This window comes from Paenibacillus athensensis (assembly GCF_004514475.2).
GTDB classification, from domain to species: Bacteria; Bacillota; Bacilli; order Paenibacillales; family NBRC-103111; genus Paenibacillus_AL; species Paenibacillus_AL athensensis.
The window spans coordinates 592046-616192 of the sequence record NZ_MYFO02000001.1 but is presented as its reverse complement, the minus strand read 5'-3'; the positions used below and the strand labels follow the sequence as shown (position 1 = coordinate 616192).

General features: G+C 55.4%; 22 protein-coding genes. All 22 read left to right on the top strand.

The features are described from left to right. Window position 1: 1 nt before the first annotated feature. The 22 genes from rbfA (at window position 2) to ymfI (ending at window position 24109) form a co-directional block, all read left to right on the top strand. Window positions 2-361: a 30S ribosome-binding factor RbfA gene (rbfA, locus tag B5M42_RS02815; protein WP_134748504.1), complete on the top strand. Its 360-nt coding sequence runs from the start codon at window positions 2-4 to the stop codon at window positions 359-361. Next, window positions 358-1347, top strand: coding sequence for a DHH family phosphoesterase (locus B5M42_RS02810; protein WP_134748506.1), 990 nt, complete (start codon window positions 358-360; stop codon window positions 1345-1347). The genes rbfA and B5M42_RS02810 overlap by 4 nt, the downstream gene beginning before the upstream one ends. Next, window positions 1344-2264, top strand: coding sequence for a tRNA pseudouridine(55) synthase TruB (gene truB / locus B5M42_RS02805; RefSeq protein ID WP_134748508.1), 921 nt, complete (start codon window positions 1344-1346; stop codon window positions 2262-2264). The genes B5M42_RS02810 and truB overlap by 4 nt, the downstream gene beginning before the upstream one ends. A gap of 41 nt (window positions 2265-2305) precedes the next feature. Then, on the top strand, window positions 2306-3241 hold the full coding sequence (locus B5M42_RS02800) for a bifunctional riboflavin kinase/FAD synthetase (protein ID WP_134748510.1): 936 nt from the start codon (window positions 2306-2308) through the stop codon (window positions 3239-3241). A gap of 179 nt (window positions 3242-3420) precedes the next feature. Then, the gene (gene rpsO, locus B5M42_RS02795) at window positions 3421-3690 is read left to right on the top strand and encodes a 30S ribosomal protein S15 (protein WP_134748512.1); all 270 of its coding nucleotides are present in this window, start codon (window positions 3421-3423) and stop codon (window positions 3688-3690) included. A 208-nt stretch (window positions 3691-3898) separates the two neighbouring features. After that, window positions 3899-6001, top strand: coding sequence for a polyribonucleotide nucleotidyltransferase (gene pnp, locus B5M42_RS02790; protein ID WP_134748514.1), 2103 nt, complete (start codon window positions 3899-3901; stop codon window positions 5999-6001). Between the two features lie 151 nt (window positions 6002-6152). Then, complete coding sequence (locus tag B5M42_RS02785; RefSeq protein ID WP_134748516.1) at window positions 6153-7196, top strand: polysaccharide deacetylase family protein; 1044 nt, start codon at window positions 6153-6155, stop codon at window positions 7194-7196. An 81-nt stretch (window positions 7197-7277) separates the two neighbouring features. Next, on the top strand, window positions 7278-8534 hold the full coding sequence (locus tag B5M42_RS02780) for a M16 family metallopeptidase (RefSeq protein WP_134748518.1): 1257 nt from the start codon (window positions 7278-7280) through the stop codon (window positions 8532-8534). Further along, entirely contained in the window at window positions 8521-8976 is a 456-nt protein-coding gene (gene dut / locus B5M42_RS02775; protein ID WP_167689498.1) for a dUTP diphosphatase, read from the top strand. Before B5M42_RS02780 ends, dut begins: the two co-directional genes overlap by 14 nt. A gap of 208 nt (window positions 8977-9184) precedes the next feature. Then, window positions 9185-10084 carry a dipicolinate synthase subunit DpsA gene (dpsA, locus tag B5M42_RS02770; protein ID WP_134748520.1) on the top strand — a complete coding sequence of 300 codons (900 nt, stop codon included), beginning with the start codon at window positions 9185-9187 and terminating at the stop codon, window positions 10082-10084. Next, the gene (locus tag B5M42_RS02765; RefSeq protein WP_134748522.1) at window positions 10081-10674 is read left to right on the top strand and encodes a dipicolinate synthase subunit B; all 594 of its coding nucleotides are present in this window, start codon (window positions 10081-10083) and stop codon (window positions 10672-10674) included. Before dpsA ends, B5M42_RS02765 begins: the two co-directional genes overlap by 4 nt. Window positions 10675-10713: 39 nt before the next feature. Next, the gene (locus B5M42_RS02760) at window positions 10714-11751 is read left to right on the top strand and encodes an aspartate-semialdehyde dehydrogenase (RefSeq protein ID WP_134748524.1); all 1038 of its coding nucleotides are present in this window, start codon (window positions 10714-10716) and stop codon (window positions 11749-11751) included. A 51-nt stretch (window positions 11752-11802) separates the two neighbouring features. Then, window positions 11803-13017 carry an aspartate kinase gene (gene dapG, locus B5M42_RS02755; protein WP_134748526.1) on the top strand — a complete coding sequence of 405 codons (1215 nt, stop codon included), beginning with the start codon at window positions 11803-11805 and terminating at the stop codon, window positions 13015-13017. Window positions 13018-13046: 29 nt separating this feature from the next. Continuing rightward, a complete protein-coding gene (gene dapA / locus B5M42_RS02750) occupies window positions 13047-13910 on the top strand; it encodes a 4-hydroxy-tetrahydrodipicolinate synthase (RefSeq protein ID WP_134748528.1) in 864 nt (287 codons plus the stop codon). Window positions 13911-14082: 172 nt separating this feature from the next. Next, the gene (locus B5M42_RS02745; RefSeq protein WP_134748530.1) at window positions 14083-15759 is read left to right on the top strand and encodes a ribonuclease J; all 1677 of its coding nucleotides are present in this window, start codon (window positions 14083-14085) and stop codon (window positions 15757-15759) included. A gap of 227 nt (window positions 15760-15986) precedes the next feature. After that, window positions 15987-16673 (top strand): ClpP family protease, encoded by a 687-nt coding sequence (locus B5M42_RS02740; protein ID WP_230632644.1) that lies wholly within the window; start codon window positions 15987-15989, stop codon window positions 16671-16673. Beyond that, the gene (locus tag B5M42_RS02735; RefSeq protein ID WP_134748534.1) at window positions 16670-16891 is read left to right on the top strand and encodes a YlzJ-like family protein; all 222 of its coding nucleotides are present in this window, start codon (window positions 16670-16672) and stop codon (window positions 16889-16891) included. The genes B5M42_RS02740 and B5M42_RS02735 overlap by 4 nt, the downstream gene beginning before the upstream one ends. 83 nt (window positions 16892-16974) lie before the next feature. After that, a complete protein-coding gene (locus B5M42_RS02730) occupies window positions 16975-19587 on the top strand; it encodes an FtsK/SpoIIIE family DNA translocase (RefSeq protein WP_134748536.1) in 2613 nt (870 codons plus the stop codon). 307 nt (window positions 19588-19894) lie between these two features. Then, complete coding sequence (sleB, locus tag B5M42_RS02725; RefSeq protein ID WP_134748538.1) at window positions 19895-20680, top strand: spore cortex-lytic enzyme; 786 nt, start codon at window positions 19895-19897, stop codon at window positions 20678-20680. A 100-nt stretch (window positions 20681-20780) separates the two neighbouring features. After that, window positions 20781-22064 (top strand): EF-P 5-aminopentanol modification-associated protein YfmF, encoded by a 1284-nt coding sequence (gene yfmF, locus B5M42_RS02720; RefSeq protein ID WP_134748540.1) that lies wholly within the window; start codon window positions 20781-20783, stop codon window positions 22062-22064. 3 nt (window positions 22065-22067) lie between these two features. Then, entirely contained in the window at window positions 22068-23357 is a 1290-nt protein-coding gene (yfmH, locus tag B5M42_RS02715) for an EF-P 5-aminopentanol modification-associated protein YfmH (RefSeq protein WP_134748542.1), read from the top strand. After that, entirely contained in the window at window positions 23354-24109 is a 756-nt protein-coding gene (gene ymfI, locus B5M42_RS02710) for an elongation factor P 5-aminopentanone reductase (RefSeq protein WP_134748544.1), read from the top strand. Before yfmH ends, ymfI begins: the two co-directional genes overlap by 4 nt. Window positions 24110-24147 lie beyond the last annotated feature (38 nt).

Here is a 24147-nt window from a genome sequence, read left to right as displayed (position 1 = left end):
CATGGCAAGAGTTCGCGTAGGACGTGTAGGCGAGCAGATTAAAAAGGAATTGAGCCAGATCATTCAATCCGAGCTCAAGGACCCGCGGATCGGATTTCTGACCGTGACTGGTGTCGATGTGACGAATGACTTGTCGCTGGCCCGCGTGTTTCTCAGCGTGATGGGCACTGACGAGCAGAAAGAAGCGACGCTCAAGGCGCTCGCTTCCGGCACCGGCTACATCCGCTCGGAGCTTGGCAAGCGCATCCGCTTGCGCAAAATTCCCGAGCTGCAGTTCAAGTTTGACGCTTCGATTGATTATGGCAGCCGCATCGACAGCTTGCTGCATCAGCTCAATGCGGAAGGGAATCAAAGTCAATGATACAAGCAGCAGACTACAAGCAGCAGCTGGAAACAGCTGCTGCCTTTATCAGAGAGCACAATGAATTTCTGGTCGTAGCCCACATCCAGCCGGATGGGGATGCGGCCGGTTCTACATATGGGATGGGTCTTTTGCTGAAGCAGCTTGGGAAAAGTTTCACAATGATTAATGAAGGGCCTATGCCGGCCAAATTCGACTTTTTGACAGGCAGTGCCGATGTGGTCGATTTCAGTGCAGCTGCGCCTTCGCGGCTGTTTGGACAGGCGATTGTCGTCGATTGCTCCGATTTTTCGCGGATCGGTCAGGTGCAGTCGCTGCTGACGGCAGATGCCCAAGTGCTTAATCTGGATCATCATGCTACCAATGACGGCTTCGGCACGCTGCAGCTGGTCAAGCCGGATGCTGCGGCGGCCGTGCAAATTATATACGATTTGGCTATGGAATTGGGTATCGAGCCCACGCTCGAATTCGGCACTTGCATTTACAACGGCCTGTTAACCGATACGGGCGGTTTTCGTTATTCCAACACGACGCCGCAAGTGATGCAGCTGGCGGCTTCGCTGCTGGCGCTTGGCGTTAACGGAGCCGAAATCGCCGAGCGGGTGCTGGAGCGGTTGAGCTATCCGCAAATGGCGCTGCTGCAATCGGCACTGCCGACGCTTGCCTATGCTCACGATCGCCGCGTAGCCTGGTTGTCGGTCAGTCTCGCCGATTTGACGGCTACTGGCGCTTCCGGCGAAGACCTGGACGGACTTGTCAATTATGCAAGGAATGTTGAGGGCGTCGAAGTCGGCATGCTGTTTAAGGAAAAAGCGCCCGGCGTGATCAAGATCAGCTTGCGCTCGGCCGGACTTGTCGACGTCGCGCAGCTGGCGCTTTCGCTCGGCGGCGGCGGCCACGTTCGCGCTGCGGGCTGTACGTTAAGCGGTACGCTGGAGGAAGCTGCAGCGAAAATGGTCGAGGAAGTAGGGAAGCTGCTGCCATGACGTTAGAAGGCGTATTGCCGGTATGGAAGCCGGCAGGCTTTACCTCTCACGATGTCGTCGCCAAGGCGCGTCGCATTCTGGGCATCAAGCGGATCGGACACACCGGCACGCTCGACCCGCAGGTGACCGGCGTGCTGCCGCTTTGCATTGGCCGGGCAACGCGGATGGTCGAGTACATTCAGGAGCTGCCCAAGCAATATGAGGCGCTGCTGGTGTTTGGCGTTGCAACCGATACGCAGGATTGGACGGGCGAGGTTGTGCAGACTTGCAGCGACGTGCGGCTGACCGAGGCGCAGGTACGCGAGGCGCTGGCGGCGTTTGTCGGCGAAATCGAGCAGGTGCCGCCGATGTATTCGGCGGTCAAGGTTGACGGCAAACGGCTGTATGAGCTGGCCCGCGAAGGCGTCGAGATCGAGCGCAAAGCGCGAAAGGCGACGATTCACGAGATCGAGGTGCTGGATATTGATGTCTTGCTGCCGCAGCCCGAGGTGCGATTTCGCGTAACGTGCTCGAAGGGCACCTACATTCGTACCCTTTGCGTGGATATCGGCTCGGCGCTTGGTTATCCGGCGGTGATGAAGCAGCTTGTGCGCACGGCGACTGGACGCATCCGCGAGCCGCAGTGCCTGACGCTGGAGCAAATCGCCGAGCGCCACGCTGCCGGCAGCTTGCAAGCGAGCCTGATTCCGATGGATCAAGCGATTGCTCATCTGCCAGCTGTTCGTCTGGCGCCGCGCCAGGCCGAGCATGCTCTGCAGGGCAAAACGATCGGCGTCCAGACGCCCCCGGCAGCGAATGCTGACACGTCGGAACCGACGCTGGTTCGCGTTTACGCCGACGCGGACGAGCGTTTTCTCGGGTTGTTTACATGGGACAGCGACGGGCAACGTCTCGTTCCGGCCAAGGTTTTTTTGTAAGATCAGGTGCTTTTTGAATGGGTAGGTGACACTTGCATTTTATGGACATCATTCCGCTATCATATCCCGTCGATTGGAGCGCAGTTTCGGCTGGCGGGGATAAACAGGTGCTGGCAATCGGCGATTTTGACGGGGTTCACCTCGGACATCGGGAAGTGATCGGCCGTGCGTTACGGACAGCAGGGCATCAGGGGCTTCCGGCTGCAATCATGACGTTCCATCCGCATCCGCGTTCGGTGATGGGGCAGGACAAATACGACAATTTGCTGACGCCGCTGGAAAGCAAAATGGAGCTGTTCCGCAGTCTTGGCATCAGCCGCACGTATGTGGTTACCTTTGACGATTCGCTGATGCATGTAAGCCCGCAGCAGTTCGTGGATGAGGTGCTGGTGCCGCTTGGCGTCGAAAGCGTCGTAGTCGGCTTTGATTTTACATTCGGCTACCAGGGCAAAGGTAATCCCGACTCGCTGTGCGAGCTGGCTCACGGCAAGTTTGCTGTAGAGGTTGTACGTCCCTATTATATGGACGGGGCGAAGGTCAGCAGCACCTCCGTGCGAGAGGCCCTGCAGCAAGGCGACGTTCCGGCGGCCAGTCGGCTCCTCGGCCGACCGTACAGCTTATCGGGCAAAGTCGTCGGCGGCTTTCAGCGCGGCCGGACGATCGGGTTTCCGACTGCCAATCTCGATCCGATTGCCTGCTCCGTCGTCCCGGCCAACGGCGTCTATGCGATTAAAGCGCACGTCCAAGGACGGATGTACAAGGGTGTCATGAACATCGGCGTCAAGCCGACGTTTGAGACCGGCGAGCTCAAGCGGACGCTGGAGGCGCATCTGTTTGATTTTGCCGGCGATATTTACGGGGAAACCGTCAAGGTGGAGCTGATCGCGTATTTGCGCGAGGAGCGTAAGTTCGGTTCCATCGACGAGCTGGTGGCGCAAATTCGCCGCGACGCCGAGGCATCGAAGGCCGCTTTGTAAGCGATCGGAAAATTTTTCATCGCTCCTTTTCTTTTTGCATCAGGATGTGCTATACTAAAAGGCGTGTCTGGGAGCCGCTTGTCGGTGGCCGGACGCAAACCTTGGCTTGGATTCACGCATTCACCGGCGTTTTCGAGGCTATAGGGGATATTTTCTTATGGAACAGGAGGTGAACGAGGATGGCATTGACTCAAGAGCGTAAAACGCAACTGATTCAAACGCACAAGGTACACGACACCGATACAGGGTCCCCTGAGGTGCAAGTCGCTATCCTTACGGAAAACATTGTCAACCTGACAAACCACTTGCGGACGCACAAGAAAGATCATCATTCGCGCCGCGGTTTGCTCAAAATGGTCGGACAACGCCGTAAGCTGCTGACGTACCTGAAGAACAAAGACGTGAAACGTTACAGCGCGCTGATCGAAAAGCTCGGCCTGCGCCGATAACAGCGACACCGGGAAGCAACCTGTTGCTCCTTGGCCGGATCTCTTTCAAGAGAAGGCGGCGAAGAGCGGCAACGTGGTTGCTTTTCTTGTATTTTTAAAACCCGAAAAGAAGGAAATACTAGGTAAGGCGCAGAACTATAGAACGATTGGGCTTCCGGCAAGATTTGGATACATACAATGAACAAGCGAACATTTTAAGGAGGGAAACATGGAAAAACAGGTGCAATTCGACCTTGGCGGCCGACCGTTCGTGCTCGAAACGGGACGTCTGGCCAAGCAAGCCAATGCAGCCGTTACCGCCCGTTATGGCGATACGGTTGTGCTCTGTACAGTGACGGCTTCCAGCGAGCCGAAGGATCTCGATTTCTTTCCGCTGACTGTGAACTATGAAGAAAGATTGTATTCCGTAGGGAAAATTCCCGGCGGCTTTATTAAACGCGAGGGCCGTCCCAGCGAGAAAGCGATTCTGGCGAGCCGGTTGACCGACCGTCCGATTCGTCCGTTATTCCCGGAAGGATTCCGTAACGACGTACAAATCGTATCGATTGTCATGAGTGTTGATCAGGAATGCTCGCCGGAGATTACAGCCATGATCGGGACGTCCGCTGCGCTGAGCATTTCCGACGTGCCGTTTAACGGACCGATCGGCGGCGTGATTGTGGGCCGTGTCGATGGGCAGCTCGTCATTAACCCGACGACCGAGCAGGCGGAGAAAAGCGATCTGCATCTCGTCGTAGCCGGTACGAAAGACGCGATTATGATGGTGGAAGCCGGTGCGGATGAAGTGCCGGAGGAAGTCATGCTGGAAGCGATCATGTTCGGACATGACGAAATCCGCAAAATCGTCGCGCAAATCGAAGCGCTGACTGCGGAAGCCGGCAAACCGAAGATGGAAGTCAAGCTGCATGCCGTTGACGCGGAAGTTAGCGCGGCTGTGCGCGCTTTGGCCCAGGACAAGCTGGTTGAAGCGATTAAAATTCCTGAAAAGCATGCTCGCCAGGAAGCGATTGACGCCGTCAACGCCGAAGCGGTCGAACATTTCACGAACGTATACGCGGAAACGCCGGATTTGATGGACGATGTCAAGGAAACGCTTTACGATATCGTCAAGGAAGAAGTGCGCCGCTTGATCACGCACGACAAAGTCAGACCGGACGGCCGTAAGCTTGAAGAAATTCGTCCGATCGAATGCGACATCAACCTGCTGCCGCGGACGCACGGCTCCGGCTTGTTCACGCGCGGTCAAACGCAGGCGCTGAGCATTTGTACGCTGGGTGCGCTCGGCGACGTGCAAATTCTGGACGGACTTGATCTGACGGAAAGCAAGCGTTTCATGCATCATTACAACTTCCCGCCGTTCAGCGTCGGCGAAGCCAGACCGCTCCGTCCGCCGGGACGCCGCGAAATTGGTCATGGCGCGTTGGGCGAACGTGCGCTGGAAGCGATCATTCCGTCGGAGGTCGATTTCCCGTACACGATTCGTCTCGTATCCGAGGTGCTGGAATCGAACGGCTCGACGTCGCAGGCGAGCATTTGCGCAAGCACGTTGGCGCTGATGGACGCAGGCGTTCCGATCAAAGCGCCGGTTGCGGGCATCGCGATGGGCTTGATCAAGGACGGCGATCATTTCTCGATTTTGTCCGACATTCAAGGGATGGAAGACCATCTCGGCGATATGGACTTCAAGGTAGCCGGCACGGCCAAAGGCGTAACCGCGCTGCAAATGGATATCAAAATCGACGGTATCAGCCGCAGTATTCTGGAGCAATCGCTCGCGCAAGCGAAGGAAGGCCGGATGTTCATTTTGAACAAAATGCTGTCGCGCATTGCCGAGCCGAAAACATCGCTGTCGCCGTATGCGCCTAAAATCATTACGATGCAGATCAATCCGGACAAAATCCGCGATGTGATTGGCGCAGGTGGCAAAATCATCAACAAAATTATTGAAGAAACCGGCGTAAAAATCGATATCGAGCAGGACGGCCGCGTCTTCATCGCTTCCTCCAATCAAGAGATGAACGAAAAAGCCCGCTCGATTATCGAAGGCATCGTTCGCGAAGTGATCGTCGGCGAAACGTACCTGGGCACGGTCAAGCGGATCGAGAAGTTTGGCGCATTCGTAGAAATTTTGCCAGGTAAAGAGGGTCTGGTGCACATCTCGCAGCTGTCGACTGAGCGTGTAGCCAAAGTTGAAGATGTCGTGGCACTCGGCGACCAGATTACGGTCAAAGTTACGGAGATCGACCAGCAAGGCCGCGTCAACCTGTCGCGCAAAGCAACGCTTGTTTCACAAGTACCGGCGCAAACGTAGAACCATACGGGAGCGCCCGCTTCCTTCATAAGCAAGACCAAGGAAAGAGTCAGATTTCGTCTGTCTCTTTTTTGTTTGCCGCCTGGCTGCCGGTTGTTCTAGTCTTGTCCGCTCACGCATAAGCTTACAACAGTGAAGAGGGGGGACGGGCATGAGAATACGCAAATTGGCGCTGCTGGGCGGGAGTCTGGCCGCGATGTTGATTGTGCTGCAGACGACGCCGGGCATTCGCACGTATATCGAAGCGGTCCAGACGGGACGTGCGTCCTACACAGCGGCTGTGTGGCCGGATGACGACGAAGCGGCGATGCCCGTATTCGCGTCCGGTGAAGCCGTGGCGCTGACAAAAGCAGACAGCGTGCTGCTGGAGACCATCAGGGAGGAAGCCGCCAAACGTCGGATCGCGCCGATTGACGCCAAGCTGGATCCGGTGTGGAAAGCGATTCCGGGCTACAACGGCCTGGAGGTCGACGTCGATGAGACGTTTCGGCTGGCCCAGCAGCGTTTGCTGCCTGGCGCCATTTCTTATGTAATGAAAGAAACCGAGCCCAAGGTGCAGCTGAAGGATTTGGGCGCTGTGCCCGTTTATCGCGGCAATCCGCACAAGCCGATGGCCAGCTTGATGATCAACGTCGCTTGGGGCAACGAATATTTGCCATCGATTCTGGAGACGCTGCGCAAGGAAGGCGTGCACGCCACTTTTTTCCTCGACGGAATGTGGCTGAATAAAAACGCGGAAGCCGCGAAGCAAATTCTCAGCGCAGGCCATGAGCTTTCCAACCATGCTTATTCGCATAAGGATATGCGGACGATCAGCCGCAGCAAGACAATTGAAGAAATTACCAAGACCGAAACGCTGCTGAAAAAGCTGGGAGTCGCCAACACGCTGTTTGCGCCGCCATCGGGCTACTTCAATGAGATGACGGTGCAGGTGGCTTCAGACATGAAGCTGCAAACCGTGCTGTGGACGCTCGACACAGTGGATTGGAAAAAACCGCAGCCGTCGTGGATCATCGATCGCATTGCAAAAAACGTCGAACCCGGCTCGCTCATCCTGATGCATCCGACCGAATCGTCAAGCCGGGCACTGCCCAGCATGATTCAGGCGATCAAAAGTAAAGGGCTGCAGTTAGGAACAGTCAGCGAGCTGCTGTCGTCCAACCGCGTGACAGAGCCGACCAAGGCGGGAAGTTGAGTCAGCCGAGCATTTTTGTTAGACTGGTAAAGATGCAACGACATCCGCGTGAATGGGCGCAGCATTCGAGGAGGAACCCTGATGAATATATATCGCTTACCAAACGGATTGCGCGTAATCCTGGAGCAAATTCCGACTTTCCGCTCCGTTTCCTTCGGAATCTGGGTCAAGACGGGTTCTCGGAATGAACAGCCGCAAGACAACGGCATTTCCCACTTCATCGAGCATATGCTGTTCAAGGGCACGGAACGCCATTCGGCGAAGGATATTGCGGAAATTTTCGACGGCATCGGCGGCAATGTCAACGCCTTTACCTCGAAGGAGTACACGTGCTATTACGCCAAAGTCCTGGACGAACATCTGCCCTTGGCGATGGACGTACTGGCCGATATGTTTTTCAACTCCACGTTCGACGAAGAGGAGCTGGAGAAAGAGAAAAACGTCATTTTCGAAGAGATTTCGATGTATGAAGATACGCCGGACGATCTGGTCCACGATCTGGTAGCCAAAGCGGCCTACGGCACTCACCCGCTCGGCTATACGATCCTTGGCACCGAGGATAATCTGACGCGCATGCAGCCGGACGATTTGCGCAATTATATGAAACAATTTTACAACACCGGCAACATCGTGATTTCGCTGGCCGGCAATATCGGGGACGGCGTTCGCGAGCTGATCGAGTCTCACTTCGGCGGGTTCACCAATGCCGGGGCGGAGTCGGACTACGTTGAGCCGGATTTTCTCGGTGAACTGATTTTCCATCAAAAGAAAACCGAGCAAAACCACATTTGCTTGTCGCTTCCGGGACTATCGATGCACGCCGACAATCTGTATTCGATGGTGTTGCTGAACAATGCCATCGGCGGCGGTATGAGCTCGCGGCTTTTTCAGGAAATTCGCGAAAAAAGAGGACTGGCTTATTCCGTTTATTCGTATCATTCCTCGCATATTGATAGCGGCATGTTTACGATTTATACGGGTACCGCGCCCAAGCAAACCGATGAAGTGTTAAAGGTGACGCTGGAGCTGCTGCACGAAATCGCCCACAAGGGCATGACCGACGCCGAGCTGACCAAAGGTAAAGAGCAGCTCAAGGGCAGCCTGATTCTCAGCCTCGAAAGCACCAGCAGCCGGATGAACCGGCTTGGCAAAAACGAGCTGATGACCGGCAAGCACTATACGCTGGATGAAATGATTGCCCGCATTGAAAGCGTGCAAATGGAGCATATTCGCGAATTGACCGCCAAGCTGTTTGCTTCGCCGTTCGCGCTGGCGATGGTCGGAAACGCCGACGACGCCTTGAAATCGTTCAGGAGGGATCAGCTTGTCATCCGTTAGTTATATCGTCGAATTCATCAAGCTGTCGGGCCATGAAGACGTGCCTGTGCCGCAAAAAATGTCCGCTGCCGCCAGCGGCTACGATCTGCACGCCGCCGTCGGCGAGCCGGTCGTCCTGCAGCCGGGCGAACGCCAGCTCATTCCGACGGGCTTCGCGCTGGCGATGCCGGTCGAGCTGGAGGCGCAGATCCGCCCGCGCAGCGGTCTGGCCTACAAGCATGGCATCACCACGCTCAATTCACCCGGCACGATCGACGCCGATTACCGCGGCGAAGTGAAAGTGCTGCTGATCAATCACGGGCAAGAGCCGTTTACGATTCAGCGCGGCGAGCGAATCGCCCAGATGGTCTTCCAGCTTGTGCCGCAAACCGAGCTGCGCGAAGTGGCGGAGCTGTCCGATACCGTGCGCGGCTCCGGCGGCTTCGGACATACGGGCCGTTGATCCGGTCCTCACGCAGACTCAAGCAAGAACCTTCCATGACCCAGGTCGTGGAAGGTTTTTTTATATTCCGTTCCCTTTTTCACATCAGCTGTTCCGAAATTGCACCTGCGGTCGGTTTGCGGGTTGCCGCTGTGCGGTCGTCACCCATTTTTAGGCGCAAGCATACTATAACGTATCGATACGAACCGAGAAAGGGGTGCAAGAAGGAATGCTTACTGGAATTTCGGTTGCTTTTATAGGCGGCGACGCCCGGCAGCTCGAAGTGATTCAGAAATTTACCGAGTTGGATGCGACCGTTACCTTGATCGGCTTCGATAATTTGGGAAGACCGTTCAGCGGGGTGACGCAAGCGAAGCTGAAGCCCGAGCTGCTCAGTGGGATGGATGCGCTGGTGCTGCCGGCCGTAGGTACCGACGATAGCGGACAGATCGATTCGATTTTTTCCACAGAGGAAATGGTGCTCGGCGACGAGCATGTGGCCGCGCTTCCCAAACATGCCAAGGTGTACACAGGAATGGCCAAAAGCTACCTGAAACGCCTGTGCGCAGCTCATCAGATTGAGCTGGTCGAACTGTTTGACCGCGACGACGTGGCTATCTACAACTCGATTCCGACTGCCGAAGGCGCTTTGATGATGGCGATTCAAAACACGGACATTACGATTCACGGGTCGGTGAGCATGGTGCTTGGCTTTGGCCGCACTGGCTTCACGATGGCTAAAACCTTGCAGGGATTGGGCTCGACCGTCAAGGTCGGCGTGCGCAAACCGGAGCATTTTGCCCGCGCTTGGGAAATGGGTTTTCAACCGTTTTATACGAGAGATTTGTACCCGGAAGTGGGCAATATTGACTTGCTTTTTAACACAATTCCGACTATGATAGTCACAGCGCAAGTTATTACCAATATCCCACATCGCGCGGTGATCATCGATTTGGCCTCCAAACCCGGCGGAACGGACTTCCGTTTTGCGGAGAAGCGGGGCGTCAAAGCGATGCTCGCGCCCGGTTTGCCTGGCATTGTCGCACCGAAAACAGCTGGCCGTATCATGGCGAACGTCCTGAGCCAGCTTATTGAGGAAGACTTCAAAGACAGGAGCGATGTGGAATGAATTGGCAGGGGAAAACAGTCGGTTACGCGTTAACCGGCTCTCATTGTACGTTGGAAGAAGTTATGCCGCAAATTCAGAGATTCGTAGACGGGGGAGCAAACGTCGTCCCGATCGTTTCGAATTCGATCCTCACAACCGATACTCGCTTCGGCAAATCGGCGGATTGGCAGAAGCAGTTACGCGATATAACCGGCAATGATATTATTTCTACTATTGTAGATGCGGAACCGCTCGGCCCGTCGAAGCTGCTGGATGTGATGGTCATTGCGCCATGCACGGGCAATACGACGAGCAAGCTGGCCAACGCATTGACGGAAAGCCCGGTGCTGATGGCGGCTAAAGCGCAAATGCGCAACCAGCGCCCCCTTGTGCTGGCCATTTCCACCAATGACGGCTTGGGACTGAACGCAACGAACATCGCCAAGCTGCTGATCACCAAAAATATTTATTTCGTGCCCTTTGGTCAAGACGCGCCGGGAGCGAAGCCCAATTCCCTGGTCGCCCGCATGGACTTGATCAAGGAAACCTGCGAAGCTGCTCTGGAAGGCCGGCAGCTGCAGCCGATGATTATTGAGAGATTTCAATATTAATAGCTTTACGCACATCATAACAGGGGAGAGGACAGAGCTATGTCGAACCAAAAACTATTTAACGTCGCAGTTGTCGGCGCTACCGGCGCCGTAGGAGAACAAATTATTCGTTTACTGGATGAGCGGAATTTCCCCCTGAAGGAATTGAAGCTGCTTTCCTCGGCCCGTTCGGCCGGAAGCAAGATTTTGTTTAAGGGCCGCGAGCTGACGGTGGAGGAAGCGACGCCGTCCAGCTTTGAGGGCATCGATATCGCGTTGTTCAGCGCCGGAGGAGACGTATCCAAGGCGCTGGCTCCGCATGCGGTCCAAGCAGGCACCATTTGCATCGACAACACGAGCGCTTACCGCATGGATCCGGAAACGCCGCTGGTCGTGCCGGAAGTCAACGTCGACAAAATCAACGAACACAAGGGCATTATCGCCAATCCGAACTGCTCGACGATTCAAATGGTCGCTGCGTTGAAGCCGCTGTATGATCGCTTTGGCATTTCGCGCATCATCGTATCCACCTACCAGGCCGTATCCGGCGCGGGAGCGAAAGCGATTCAGGAAATGCTCAGACAGTCGAAGGAAGTGCTGGAAGGCCGCGAAGCGAATCCTGATATTTTGCCGGTCGGCTCGCTGCCGGTGAAGCATCAGATCGCCTTCAACGCGATTCCGCAAATCGACAAGTTTCATGAGAACGGCTTTACCAACGAAGAAATGAAAATGATTCTCGAAACGAAAAAAATTATGGGCGACGATTCGATCGACGTTACGGCTACTTGCGTGCGTATCCCGGTCGTCTACGGCCACTCCGAATCCGTTTACGTCGAGCTGAAAAGCGACTTCGATCTGGAAGAAGTCAAACAGCTGCTCGCCGACGCGCCCGGTATTGTGCTATGCGACAATCCGCAGGAGCAGCAATATCCGCTGGCTACCGACGCCGCCGGCAAGCTGGAGACGTTCGTCGGCCGCGTTCGCCGCGATTTGGGCAACCCTCGCGCATTGAACATGTGGATCGTTTCGGATAATCTGCTCAAGGGCGCAGCGTGGAATGCCGTGCAAATTGCCGAATATATTGCTATAGAACAATAATGGCGCTGCCGCTTAGGCAAGCGGCGGGGCGTGAATATGGGGGAAGCACTCATGCGAATTCTCGTGCAGAAATTTGGGGGTACTTCGCTTTCCACCGTTCAAGCCAGAGGTCACGTCATCGATCATATCAAAGACGCGCTAGCGGAAGCATATCAATTGGTAGTTGTCGTTTCAGCGATGGGAAGAAAAGGCGAGCCTTACGCAACGGATACGCTGCTGGAGCTCGTCAAGGACAGTGAAGACCGGCTTCCGGCGCGGGAGCGGGATTTGCTGCTGGGCTGCGGAGAGATGATTTCCGCAGTTCAGCTATGCAGCCTGCTCGCGTCGGAGGGCATTTCATCGACCGTATTGACCGGCGGACAGGCGGGCGTCCAGACGAACGAAACGTTTGGCAACGCGCAAATTTTGTCGATCCAGCCAAGTCGTATTCTGGAGCTGCTGGAACGCGGTCAAGTGGTTATCGTCACAGGCTTCCAGGGAGTTACAAGCAAGCAGGAGCTGACCACGCTCGGACGTGGGGGCAGCGATACGTCCGCGACGGCGCTAGGCGCAGCGCTGCAGGCAGAAGCGGTCGATATTTTTACCGATGTTGACGGCATTCTGACCGCCGATCCGCGGATTGTCGAAGACGCTCGTCCTTTAGCGTGTGTCAGCTTCGGCGAAATTTGCAATATGGCGCACAACGGCGCCAAAGTGATTCATCCACGCGCCGTCGAGGTCGCGATGCAAGCGAACATTCCGATTCGCGTGCGCTCCACCTTTTCCAAAAGCAAGGGGACGCTCGTCGCTGCGGAAGGAGCTGGCGCCGATGCCAGCACGGTAAAGGATCGGCACGTTACAGGCATTGCCCAATTTACGAATATTACGCAAATTTATGTCGCCGCCACCGAAGGGCATTTTGACCTGCAGCTCAAGGTGTTCAAAACGATGGCGCTGCATCAAATCAGCGTTGATTTTATTAATGTGAATCCGTCCGGCGTTACGTATACCGTATTTGACCACGAAGCCGATAAAGCGGTGAAGCTGCTCAAGGAACAGGGCTATGAGCCCCGGACGTTAAGCGGCTGCGCCAAAGTATCAATCATCGGCGGTGGGATGAACGGGGTGCCCGGCATCATGGCGCACATTGTCGAAGCGCTCACGGAAGAAGACATCGCGATTTTGCAATCGGCCGATTCCAATACGACCATTTGGGTGCTTGTCCACGGCAAGGACATGATCGGTGCGGTCAGAGCGCTGCATCAGCGATTTCACTTGCACAAGTAAAATTTAGTACATGTAGGAGGCGTGTTACGGTGGATTTCGGAAGAGTAGTCACAGCGATGGTGACCCCGTTTGACGAGCGGCTGCAAGTCAATTGGAGCCAAGTGGAGCCACTGATCCAATATTTGATCGAGGAGCAGCAAACGGATAGCCTCGTGATTTGCGGCACGACGGGAGAATCGCCGACGTTGACCGAAGAGGAGAAGCTGCAGCTCATCGAAGCCGCCGTACGTTACGCCCGCGGTCGCTGCAAAATTATTGCAGGCACAGGCAGCAACGACACAGCGCATACGATTCATTTTTCGCAAAAGGTGGAGAAACTGGGCGTCGACGCTTTGCTGGTCGTAACCCCTTATTATAACCGTCCGTCACAGGAAGGGCTGTATCAGCACTATAAAGCGGTTGCTGAAGCGGTCAGCCTGCCGATTATGCTGTATAACGTACCTGGCCGCACCGGCGTCAATCTCGATGCCGATACGACGCTTCGCTTGGCGGCACTGCCCAATATCGTGGCGACAAAGGACTGCGCCGGCATTGATCAGCTGACGCGCATTCTCAATGGCGCTCCCGAGGGTTTTGTCGTGTACAGCGGCGAAGACAGCCATACACTGGCAGCGCTGGCGATCGGCTGTCACGGCATTGTCAGCGTGGCGAGCCATGTGATTGGAAAAGAGATGCAATCTATGATAAAGTATTACCTAGAAGGTAACATACAGCAAGCGGGAGAACTGCATCGTAAGCTGCACCCGGTATTTACCGGCATTTTCCGTGTACCAAGCCCTGCGCCGATCAAGCATGCCTTGGCTCTGAAAGGCGTTCATACGGGAGGCGTAAGACTGCCGCTAGTTCCGGTATCCGAGCAAGAAGGACAATTCATCCAATCTCTTTTTGAATGATAACGCCTAAAGGATCGGTGCCTCCGGCATCGGTTTTCTTTTTTTGGGGACACTAGCGCTCATGGTAGTCGACTTGTGTTTGCTGTTTTTCATCATGTATAATGGTGGCAAGTGACTGGTTCGGTTTCATCATTTAAAAATTCGTCGTCAAACTATCGAAGGAGGAATAAGCTTGTCTAAGAAAAATCAAGACAAACTGTTGATTTTTGCCCTTGGCGGCGTGGGCGAAATCGGTAAAAATATGTATGTGGTGCAATACGCCAACGATATCGTCGTAATTGATAGCGGTTTAAAATTTCCTGAAGAGGACATGCTGGGCATTGATATCGTGATTCCCGATATCGGCTACCTGACGGAGAATCGCGACAAAGTCCGCGGAATCCTGCTGACTCACGGTCATGAGGACCACATCGGCGGCTTGCCGTATGTGCTCAAGCATCTGAATGTTCCGGTGTACGGCACGAAGCTGACGCTTGGCCTTGTGGAAACGAAGCTGAAGGAAGCCAACCTGCTGGGCGAAACGAAACGGATTCTGATCAATGCGGATTCCGTGCTGAATCTGGGTACGATTACGGCTTCGTTCTTCAAGACGAACCACAGTATTCCGGATTCGGTCGGGGTGGCGCTGGAGACGCCGGAAGGCACTGTTGTGCATACGGGCGACTTCAAGTTTGATCAGACGCCGGTCAACGACCAATACGCCGATCTGCATCGGATGGCTGAAATCGGCAAAAAGGGCGTTCTGGCGCTTTTGTCGGACAGCACGAATGCCGAACGTCCGGGCTACACCGGCTCGGAGCGCAGCGTAGGCGTCCAGATCGAGGAAGTGTTTCGTAAAGCGAAGCAGCGCGTCGTTATCGCCACGTTCGCTTCGAACATTCACCGTATTCAGCAGGTGTTCGATGCCGCAGAAGTTACCCGCCGTAAGGTAACGGTCATTGGCCGCAGTATGGTCAACGTCGTCAGCATCGCCAGCGAGCTTGGCTATTTGCACATTCCTGACGGCATGCTGATTGAACCGGAGGAAGTGAACAAGCTGGCTGCCGACCGCGTCGTCATTTTGTCGACCGGCAGTCAAGGCGAGCCGATGTCCGCGCTGACACGCATGGCGCGTTCGACGCACCGCAAAGTGGACATCCTTCCGGGAGATACCGTGATTATCGCAGCGACTCCGATTCCGGGCAACGAGCGTTATGTCGGCCGTACAGTCGACGAGCTGTTCCGCATCGGCGCCAATGTGATTTACGGTCCGGGTTCGATTACTGGGGTACACGTCTCCGGTCACGGCAGTCAGGAAGAGCTGAAGCTGATGTTGAACATCATGAAGCCGAAGTATTTTATCCCGATTCACGGGGAGTACCGGATGCTTCGTCAGCACGGGTTGCTGGCTGAATCGGTCGGTATTGCAAAAGAGGATATTTTTATCCTCGATATCGGCGATACGGTTGAGGTTCAAAGCGGCGTAGCCCGCAAAGGCTCGAAGGTTCAGGGCGGCAACATCCTGATCGACGGTCTTGGCGTCGGCGATGTCGGCAACATCGTGTTGCGTGACCGCAAGCTGTTGTCGCAAGACGGCATTCTTGTTGTCGTGGTGACGCTCAGCAAGCAGGACGGAGCGATTCTGTCCGGTCCGGATATCATTTCGCGCGGTTTCGTATATGTCAGAGAATCCGAAGGATTGCTGGAGGAAGCCAATCGCATTGTAACGAATACGTTAACGAGATTAATGAATGAAAATGTCAACGAATGGGCCTCCTTGAAAACACATGTCAAGGATGCGCTTGGACGATTTTTATATGAGCAAACCAGAAGAAGACCGATGATTCTTCCGATCATCATGGAAGTGTAATCGTGCACTAGTCACTTGAACCTTTGCAATAGAAGGCTCTCTCCGACGACGGGGAGGGCCTTTTTCAATGGGCGGGGGGAGGCCCGCGGCGTCACAGATGATTTCCGTGAACGCTTCGGTGCATGAAACGGAAGCCGACTATTCATACTATGGGAGATTATGAATAGGGAGGAAAGCCAATGGGAGCGCCAGAGCAACCTAAGCAGCAGGAACCGGGGACAGAGGAAATGAAGCGGAATCCGACGTTGGATAATATCCAGCAGTTGGGCCAAGTGAACACACCGTCAGGTGAATCGAACTTATTTTGCTTAACGATTATCGGACAGGTGGAGGGGCACATGGTGCTGCCGCCGCAAAACAAAACGACCAAATACGAGCATATTATTCCGCAGCTGGTGGCGGCTGAGCAAAATCCGAAAATCGAAGGCGTGCTGATTATCCTCAATACAGTTGGGGGCGATGTGGAAGCGGGATTGGCTATTGCCGAAATGATTTCGACCTTGTCCAAGCCTACCGTCACGCTGGTGCTCGGTGGAGGGCACAGCATCGGGGTTCCTATTGCTGTATCGGCCAATCACTCGATTATTGCCGAAACGGCGACCATGACGATTCATCCGATTCGTTTGAACGGTCTGGTCATCGGCGTACCGCAAACATTTGAATATCTGGATAAAATGCAGGAACGGGTTGTGCGCTTTGTGACCCGCCATTCGCAGGTGAGCGAGGAGAAGTTCAAGGAGCTGATGTTCACGACCGGCGAGTTGACCCGCGATATCGGGACAACGGTCATCGGCAGCGACGCCGTCAAGCACGGCTTGATCAATCAGGTCGGGGGCGTCGGCGAAGCAATCAAGGAGCTGAACCGGAGAATCGAGGAGCGCAAGCAGCAGATGAACGGAGGGTATGTGCAATGATCCATTATTCGGTCGTGCCGCTGGAGGCAGTGTTTGACGGAATGGAGCGCTTTTCTCCGTCCTACATCGATATTGAGCATGGAGGCGTCACGATGCAGGTGGAGCCGCTTAACGGCTACCAAGCGCGAATTGTACGCCTGACGAGCGGCAATCCGCAGCATTATCTGGACGGGCGGTATGCGCCCGGCTCGATCATCGACTTTTCACCTGCGTTGTAGTTGCGCCTTGCCGGCTGCGCTGCGGAAGTGCTTGTACCTCCCCCTGCCAAACTATGGTATAATACATACTTGGGGGTGACAGCGTGGCGAAACGCAAGAAAAAAAGCAAGGCGCTCAAAACGAGCCTGCTCTTCGAGCTATACGGTATTGTGATCCTTATCTTTTGCATCATTGCGTTGGCACAGCAAGGCCGCGTAGGGATGTCGCTGATGTATTTGTTTCGCTTTTTTGTCGGCACCTGGGATATAGTGGTGCCATTGTTTTTCATATATGTGGCCTTGTTCGCGATGATCAAGCGGGAGTGGCCGCCACTGAGAACAGCCAAGAAAACCGGGCTGCTGTTGTTTGTGCTCGGGCTTCTGATCAAAAATCACATCGATCTGTTCGCCCAGTTGTATCCGGACGGCGATTACAGCGCAGGAACGGTTTTCTCGGCAAGCTGGAGGGCTATGATGGACGGGCTGCAGCCGACAGAAGCCGGCGCCGATACGCTGCGTCATGGCGTTGGCGGGGGGATGATCGGCGCGCTGCTGTACAGCTGCCTGTATTTTCTTTTTGATAATCTGGGCGCGCGGCTTATTCAATATGCGTTGTTTGCGATCGGATTTATTTTGGCCACCGGGATTTCGTATGTAGATGCGGGCAATATGGTGCGCGGCCGCTTCAAGAACGTCGGGGCAGGGTTCAAGACGCGTTTGAAGGATTGGCTGCAGGACCGCAACGCCAGAGCGGGCGCAGCAACTTCGGCCAAACCGGACCGGGCGTCCGGCAAGCCGGTGAAGCCAGCGTTCGTACCGATGGACGATGACGAATTTGATGAAGAGTCGTTCGAGCCAGTGCCGAAAGCCAAAAAGTCGCCGCTGTTCATGCAGCTGCTCCAGCCGCTCAAGGAGGCGCGCAAGGGCAAAGCGGCGGAAAGGCAGGCGGAAGCGCCGAGCCCCGAGCCGGATGAAGAGGAAGCCGAAGAGCAGGTGGTGTATAAGGCGCCTGCTCCCGTGCGAACGAAGCGGCAGCCGCAAGCGGCTGCGGCACCCGCGCCGGCGCAACAGCCGGACGAGACTGGCGATGACCAGCAGCCGGTCATTCCGATCATCCGCGACTTTCAGGAGCAGGTGCAGCAGGAGCTGCAAATGGCGCCTCCCGCACCTGCGGCTGTACAAGCGGTGAAGCCTGCTGCTGCAATGCCGGCCGCCAAACCTGCGGAAGCAGCGTCTGACGAGGTTGGCGCGATGGAATTCGCTCATGAGGCTTCGACCGAATCCGTTGCCGCCCAGCCTTACGAAATTCCGTCGCTGGAATTGCTGGCCCGACCGGCAGCGGGTAAGGGCGGAGAAATGTCGGATTACAAAGCGAATGCCCGCAAGCTGGAAGCGACCATGGAAAGCTTCGGAGTGCGCGCCAAGGTGCTGGAAGTGGTGCGTGGTCCTGCAGTCACGCGCTACGAAATTCAGCCTGACGTCGGCGTCAAGGTCAGCCGGATCGTCAGCCTGACTGACGATATCGCGCTGGCGCTGGCTGCCAAGGATATTCGGATGGAAGCGCCGATTCCGGGCAAATCGGCCATCGGCATTGAGGTGCCGAATCTGGAGGTATCGGTCGTTACGATGCGCGAAGTGATGGAAACGCCGGCGTTTCAAGATTCAGCTTCGCGCCTGTCGATTACGCTGGGCCGCGATATTTCCGGCCAGCCGATCGTCGGCAATCTGGCGCGCATGCCGCACTTGCTCGTAGCTGGAGCTACCGGCTCAGGCAAATCCGTTTGTATTAACGGCATCATTACGAGCATTTTGTACAAAGCCAAACCGAACGAAGTGAAGTTTTTGATGATTGACCCTAAGATGGTCGAGCTGAACGTTTATAACGGCATTCCGCATTTGCTCGCGCCGGTCGTGACCGATCCGCGCCGCGCTTCGCTGGCGTTGAAGAAGATCGTAGTGGAGATGGAAAAACGGTACGAGCTGTTCTCCAAAAGCGGCACGCGCAATATCGAAGGCTATAACGCCATGCTCTCGGAAACCGGCACTGCCGCGCCTTTGCCTTATTATGTCGTGATTGTCGACGAGCTTGCCGACTTGATGATGGTCGCGGCCAACGACGTGGAGGACTCGATTTGCCGGTTGGCGCAAATGGCGCGCGCGGCGGGCATTCATTTGATCATCGCCACGCAGCGGCCGTCCGTGGACGTGATAACCGGCGTCATCAAGGCGAATATCCCGTCGCGGATTGCCTTCGGCGTTTCTTCTCAGGTCGATTCGCGAACGATTCTCGATATGGTCGGGGCCGAAAAGCTGCTCGGACGCGGCGATATGCTGTATTTGCCGGTAGGCGCTTCCAAGCCGGTGCGCGTGCAAGGCGCCTTTTTGTCGGATCAGGAGGTCGAAGCAGTCGTAACGTTTGTCCGCACGCAGGAGCAGGCCAATTATCAGGAGGAAATGGTGCCGCAGATCGAAGAGGCGTCAGACCAGGCTCCGGAATTCGAGGACGAGCTGTACGATCAGGCCGTGCAAATCGTGCTTGAGGCCAAGCAGGCTTCGGTATCGCTGCTCCAGCGCCGTATGCGCGTCGGCTATACCCGCGCAGCGCGACTAATTGATTCGATGGAAGCCAAGGGCGTTGTAGGCCCTTACGAGGGCAGCAAGCCGCGTGAGGTGCTCATGTCGATCGAACAGTATCATCACAACCGCATCAGCTCCTAAAAGGCCGGTGAAAAACCAGTGTCCTCGGTCGATAGCGATTTCCACTCGCTGTTGTAGCCGGATTTCTCGATGGAAGGACCCCGTTTGGGGTGAAAATCCGTCTACGAAGGCGACCGCTGACGCTGTTCCAACTCCCTATCGGCTTTCCGGCCACTTTTTCACCGGACTTCTAAGCCGCAGCGCTTACGCTGATCGAACATCCCGCACTCCCGATACCGGGAGTGTTTTTCTTTTGCATAATCGCCGTCGCCCTTTCTCATACTAAACAATAAATGTAGTTACTCGCAAAGAAAGGTTGAGAAGGGGAATGAATAAACGACTTATTGTGATTACGTTTTGCATCGTTTTTGTGCTCTTTGCAGCTTTTCAGTTGAAAAATCGCTATGACGGCAAAACCGAGCAAACCTTTGGATCGACGGCCATTCATTACGGCGCTGAAGGCGGCGATGTGTATGAGCTGCAGGGCCGGTTGAAGTTTATCGGCTTCTACGGGGGCAATATCGACGGCGATTTTGGCTACCGGACGTTGACGGCGGTCAAACGGTTTCAAGGTGAATTCGGGATGACTGTTGACGGCGTAGTCGGTCCGAAAACAAAGCTGAAGCTGTGGGAGGCCACGAAAAACTGGGCGCCTTCCGGCACATCGGGCACAAGCGGTGGCAGCTCCGGTGGCGGAGCCAGCAGCGGCGGCTCGCAGCAATCGTCGTCCGAGCTCGCGCCGGCGAACAATCTGGGCTTGTCCGCGCAGGATCTCAAGCTGATGGCCAACGCAGTATACGGCGAATCGCGCGGTGAGCCTTATATCGGACAAGTGGCTGTAGCGGCAGTCATCTTGAACCGGGTCAAATCGGCAAGCTTCCCGAACACGGTGTCGGGCGTGATTTTTCAGCCGGGGGCGTTTACGGCCGTGGCCGACGGACAAATTTGGCTGACGCCGAATGAATCCGCGGCGAAGGCGGTCAACGATGCCGTGAACGGCTGGGACCCGACGGGAGGCTGTATTTATTATTTTAATCCGGCAACGGCCACGTCGAAATGGATTTGGAGCCGCCCGCAGGTGAAAACGATCGGCAAGCACATTTTTTGCAAATAAATAAGCCTGTCAGGAGAAGGAGCCGGTTCGGTTGCTTCTCCTGTTTGTATAAGAATATAATGGAAACATATCTTGAAAGCAGGAAGGGAGAACAGATCCTTTGAAGCACATACAATTCGAGCGGAGCACATGGAACCGCATCCGGCTGCACGTGCTGCCGACCGATCAATTCAAAACGTTTGCCATTTCCGTTTATATCGGCCGGCCTTTGTCCGAAGAGACCGTGACATCGACGGCACTGACGCCGTTTGTGCTGCGCAGGGGGACGCAGCTGTACCCCGAGACGCGAATGTTCCGCGAGAAGCTCGACGATTTGTACGGCGCGGGCTTCGGCTTTGACATTTACAAGCGCGGCGATTACCAGATTGTGCAGCTGCGCATGGACATCATTAATGACCGCTTCGTCGCTGCGGGTGAATCGCTGTTGAAGCAAGGGCTGGAGTTCGTCGGCGAGACGTTGACCCGCCCGGCCAAGGAAGAGGGCGTGTTCCGAAGCAAATATGTCGATGCCGAGAAATTGACGCTGCAAAAGCGGATCGAAGCGGTGATCAACGACAAGATCCGCTATGCGGCCGAGCGCTGTATGGAGGAAATGTGCCGCGACGAGCCGTATCGCTTGCACGCGCTGGGCGAAATCAAGGATTTGGCCGACATGACGCCGGAAACGCTGTACGCCCGCTACGAGGAGTGGCTGCGAACAGCTCCGATCGATGTCTACGTCGTAGGGCGTACGACGCTGGCCGAGGTGCAGGCGATTGTCGAGCAGTCGTTTTCGCTGGAGTCACGCTCGCAGGAGATCGGCTATGCCGTCACAGCGGCGAAGCCGGCGCGTCCCGAGACGCAAACGGTCATTGATCGGCTTGACGTCAAGCAAGGGAAGCTGAATATGGGGCTGCGCACATCGATTACTTACGGTGATGACCGCTATCCGGCGGCGTTGATGTACAACGGCGTGCTCGGCGGCTATCCGCATTCCAAGCTGTTTACCAATGTGCGGGAGAAAGCCAGCCTTGCCTACTATGCTTCCTCGCGTTACGACGGACATAAAGGGATCGTCAGCATTCAATCGGGCATTCAGATCGAGCATTACGAAAAGGCCGTAGCCATCATCCGCGAGCAGCTGGCGGCGCTGGCGCAAGGCGAGATCAGCCAAACGGAGCTGAGCCAGACCAAAGCTATGATCTCCAATCAACTGCGCGAAATGCAGGATTCGGCCTTTGAGCTGATTGCCTTTGACTTTAACGCGATTTTATCCGGCAAGACGCGCACGGTGCCCGAGCTGATCGAAGCGGTAGCGGCGGTGGATGCAGCGGCGATTGCCGATGCAGCGGGCAGCGTGAAGCTCGATACGATTTATTTTTTGCGTGACAAGAAGGGAGAGTAAGCCATGAATGCCATTCCTTACTCACAGTTGAACGAAACGTTATATCACGAACGGCTGCCTAACGGACTGGACGTTTACATATTGCCCAAGGAAGGCTTCCAGAAGACCTATGCCACGTTTTCGACCCAATACGGCTCGATCGATAATCATTTCCGGGTAGAGGGCGGGGAAGAACTCAAGGTTCCGGACGGCATCGCGCATTTTCTGGAGCACAAGATGTTTGAAGAGCCGGACGGGGACGTGTTCTCGCGTTTTGCTTCGCACGGCGCATCGGCGAATGCTTTTACCAGCTTTGACCGCACGGCTTATTTGTTTTCCTCGACCGAGCATATCGTTGAAAATTTAATGACATTAATTAATTTTGTGCAAAATCCGCATTTTACCGACGAGAACGTGGAAAAAGAAAAAGGCATCATCGGCGAAGAAATCCAGATGTATCAGGACAATGCCGACTGGCGGTGTTATTTTGGTCTGATCGAGGCGCTGTATGCAGCGCATCCGGTGCATATTGATATTGCCGGCACGGTGGATTCGATTGCTTTGATTACAAAGGAAACGTTATATGCATGTTACCGGACGTTTTATCATCCCAGCAATATGAGCTTGTTCGTGGTGGGCGGCGTCGAGCCCGAGCAGGTGATGCAGGCGGTGCGCGACAATCAGGCGGCGAAAACGTTCAGCGCGCAGGGCCGCATCGAGCGTTTCTTTCCGGCCGAGCCGGAAACCGTCAACGAGGAGTTACGGCTGACCCATTTGCCGGTTTCACTGCCCAAATGCCTGTTCGGCTTCAAGGAGCAGCCTCCGGAAGCAGAAGGCCGACTGCTGCTCAAGCGCGAGCTGACGACGAAGCTGGTGCTGGATATTTTGTTCAGCGCAAGCTCGGCGCTCTATCAGGAGCTGTATGACGAGCAGCTGATCTCCGATAATTTCGGTCATGAATACAATTGCAGCGTTGACTATGCGTATTCGATGCTGGGCGGCGACACGCCGGACCCGGAACGGCTGGTGGCCAGCGTGCGGGAGAAAGTGGAAGCGCTCAAGCCGGGCGGACTGGAAGCCGCAACGTTCGAGCGGAGCCGCAAGAAGAAAATCGGCGGTTTTCTGCGCATGCTCAATTCTCCGGAATCGATCGCCAACGAGTTCACGAAATATCGGTTCAAGGGAATTGATTTATTTGATATATTGGCCGTTTATGAAAGCATCACGCTGGACGATGTCAACGCGCGCTTCCGCGAGCATTTTGACTGGAGCCGCTTGGCGGTTTCGGTCGTAAGGAGTCCTGAGCAGGCATGAGTCCCGGAAAGCCGTTTACGGAACAGACGGTGCTGATCACCGGAGCGAGCCGCGGGATCGGCGCGGCGATTGCCGAGCGCTTTGCTTCGGTAGGCATGAACGTGGTCATTCATTATCGCCAGTCGCATGAAGCTGCGAATCAGGTAGCCCGGGCCTGTATGCGGCACGGCGCCAAGGTGTTGACCATTTCGGCCGACATCCGTTCGCGAGAGCAGATCGTGCGAATGAAAGAAAAGCTGGAGCAGCGCGGAATGGTTCCCGATATCGTCGTCAATAATGCTGGCATTGCGCACTACGGCCTGCTCGCCGACGTGACCGAAACCGAGTGGGATCAGGTGATGGCGGTCAACCTGAAAGGTTCCTTTTTATGTACGCAGGTGTTCATGGAAGAGATGGTTCGTCAGAAATACGGGCGCATTATTAATGTTTCGTCCATATGGGGCATATCCGGCGCTTCCTGCGAGGTGATCTATTCGACGGCGAAGGGCGGCATCAACGCTTTTACGAAGGCGCTGGCCAAGGAGCTGGCTCCTTCCGGCGTGACGGTGAACGCTGTAGCGCCTGGAGCGGTCGATACGGAGATGATGGCCGGTTTCGCGGAATCGGAAAAAGCCGAGCTGAAAAATGAAATTCCCGTCGGCCGCTTTGCGCTGCCCGATGAGATCGCTTCGCTCGTTTACTTTCTCGCTTTGCCCGAATCCGGATACATTACCGGACAGATCATCAGTCCGAACGGCGGATGGTTAACGTAGTTAATTAAAAGGTAAGCCGGTCTCTTCCGCATTTACCA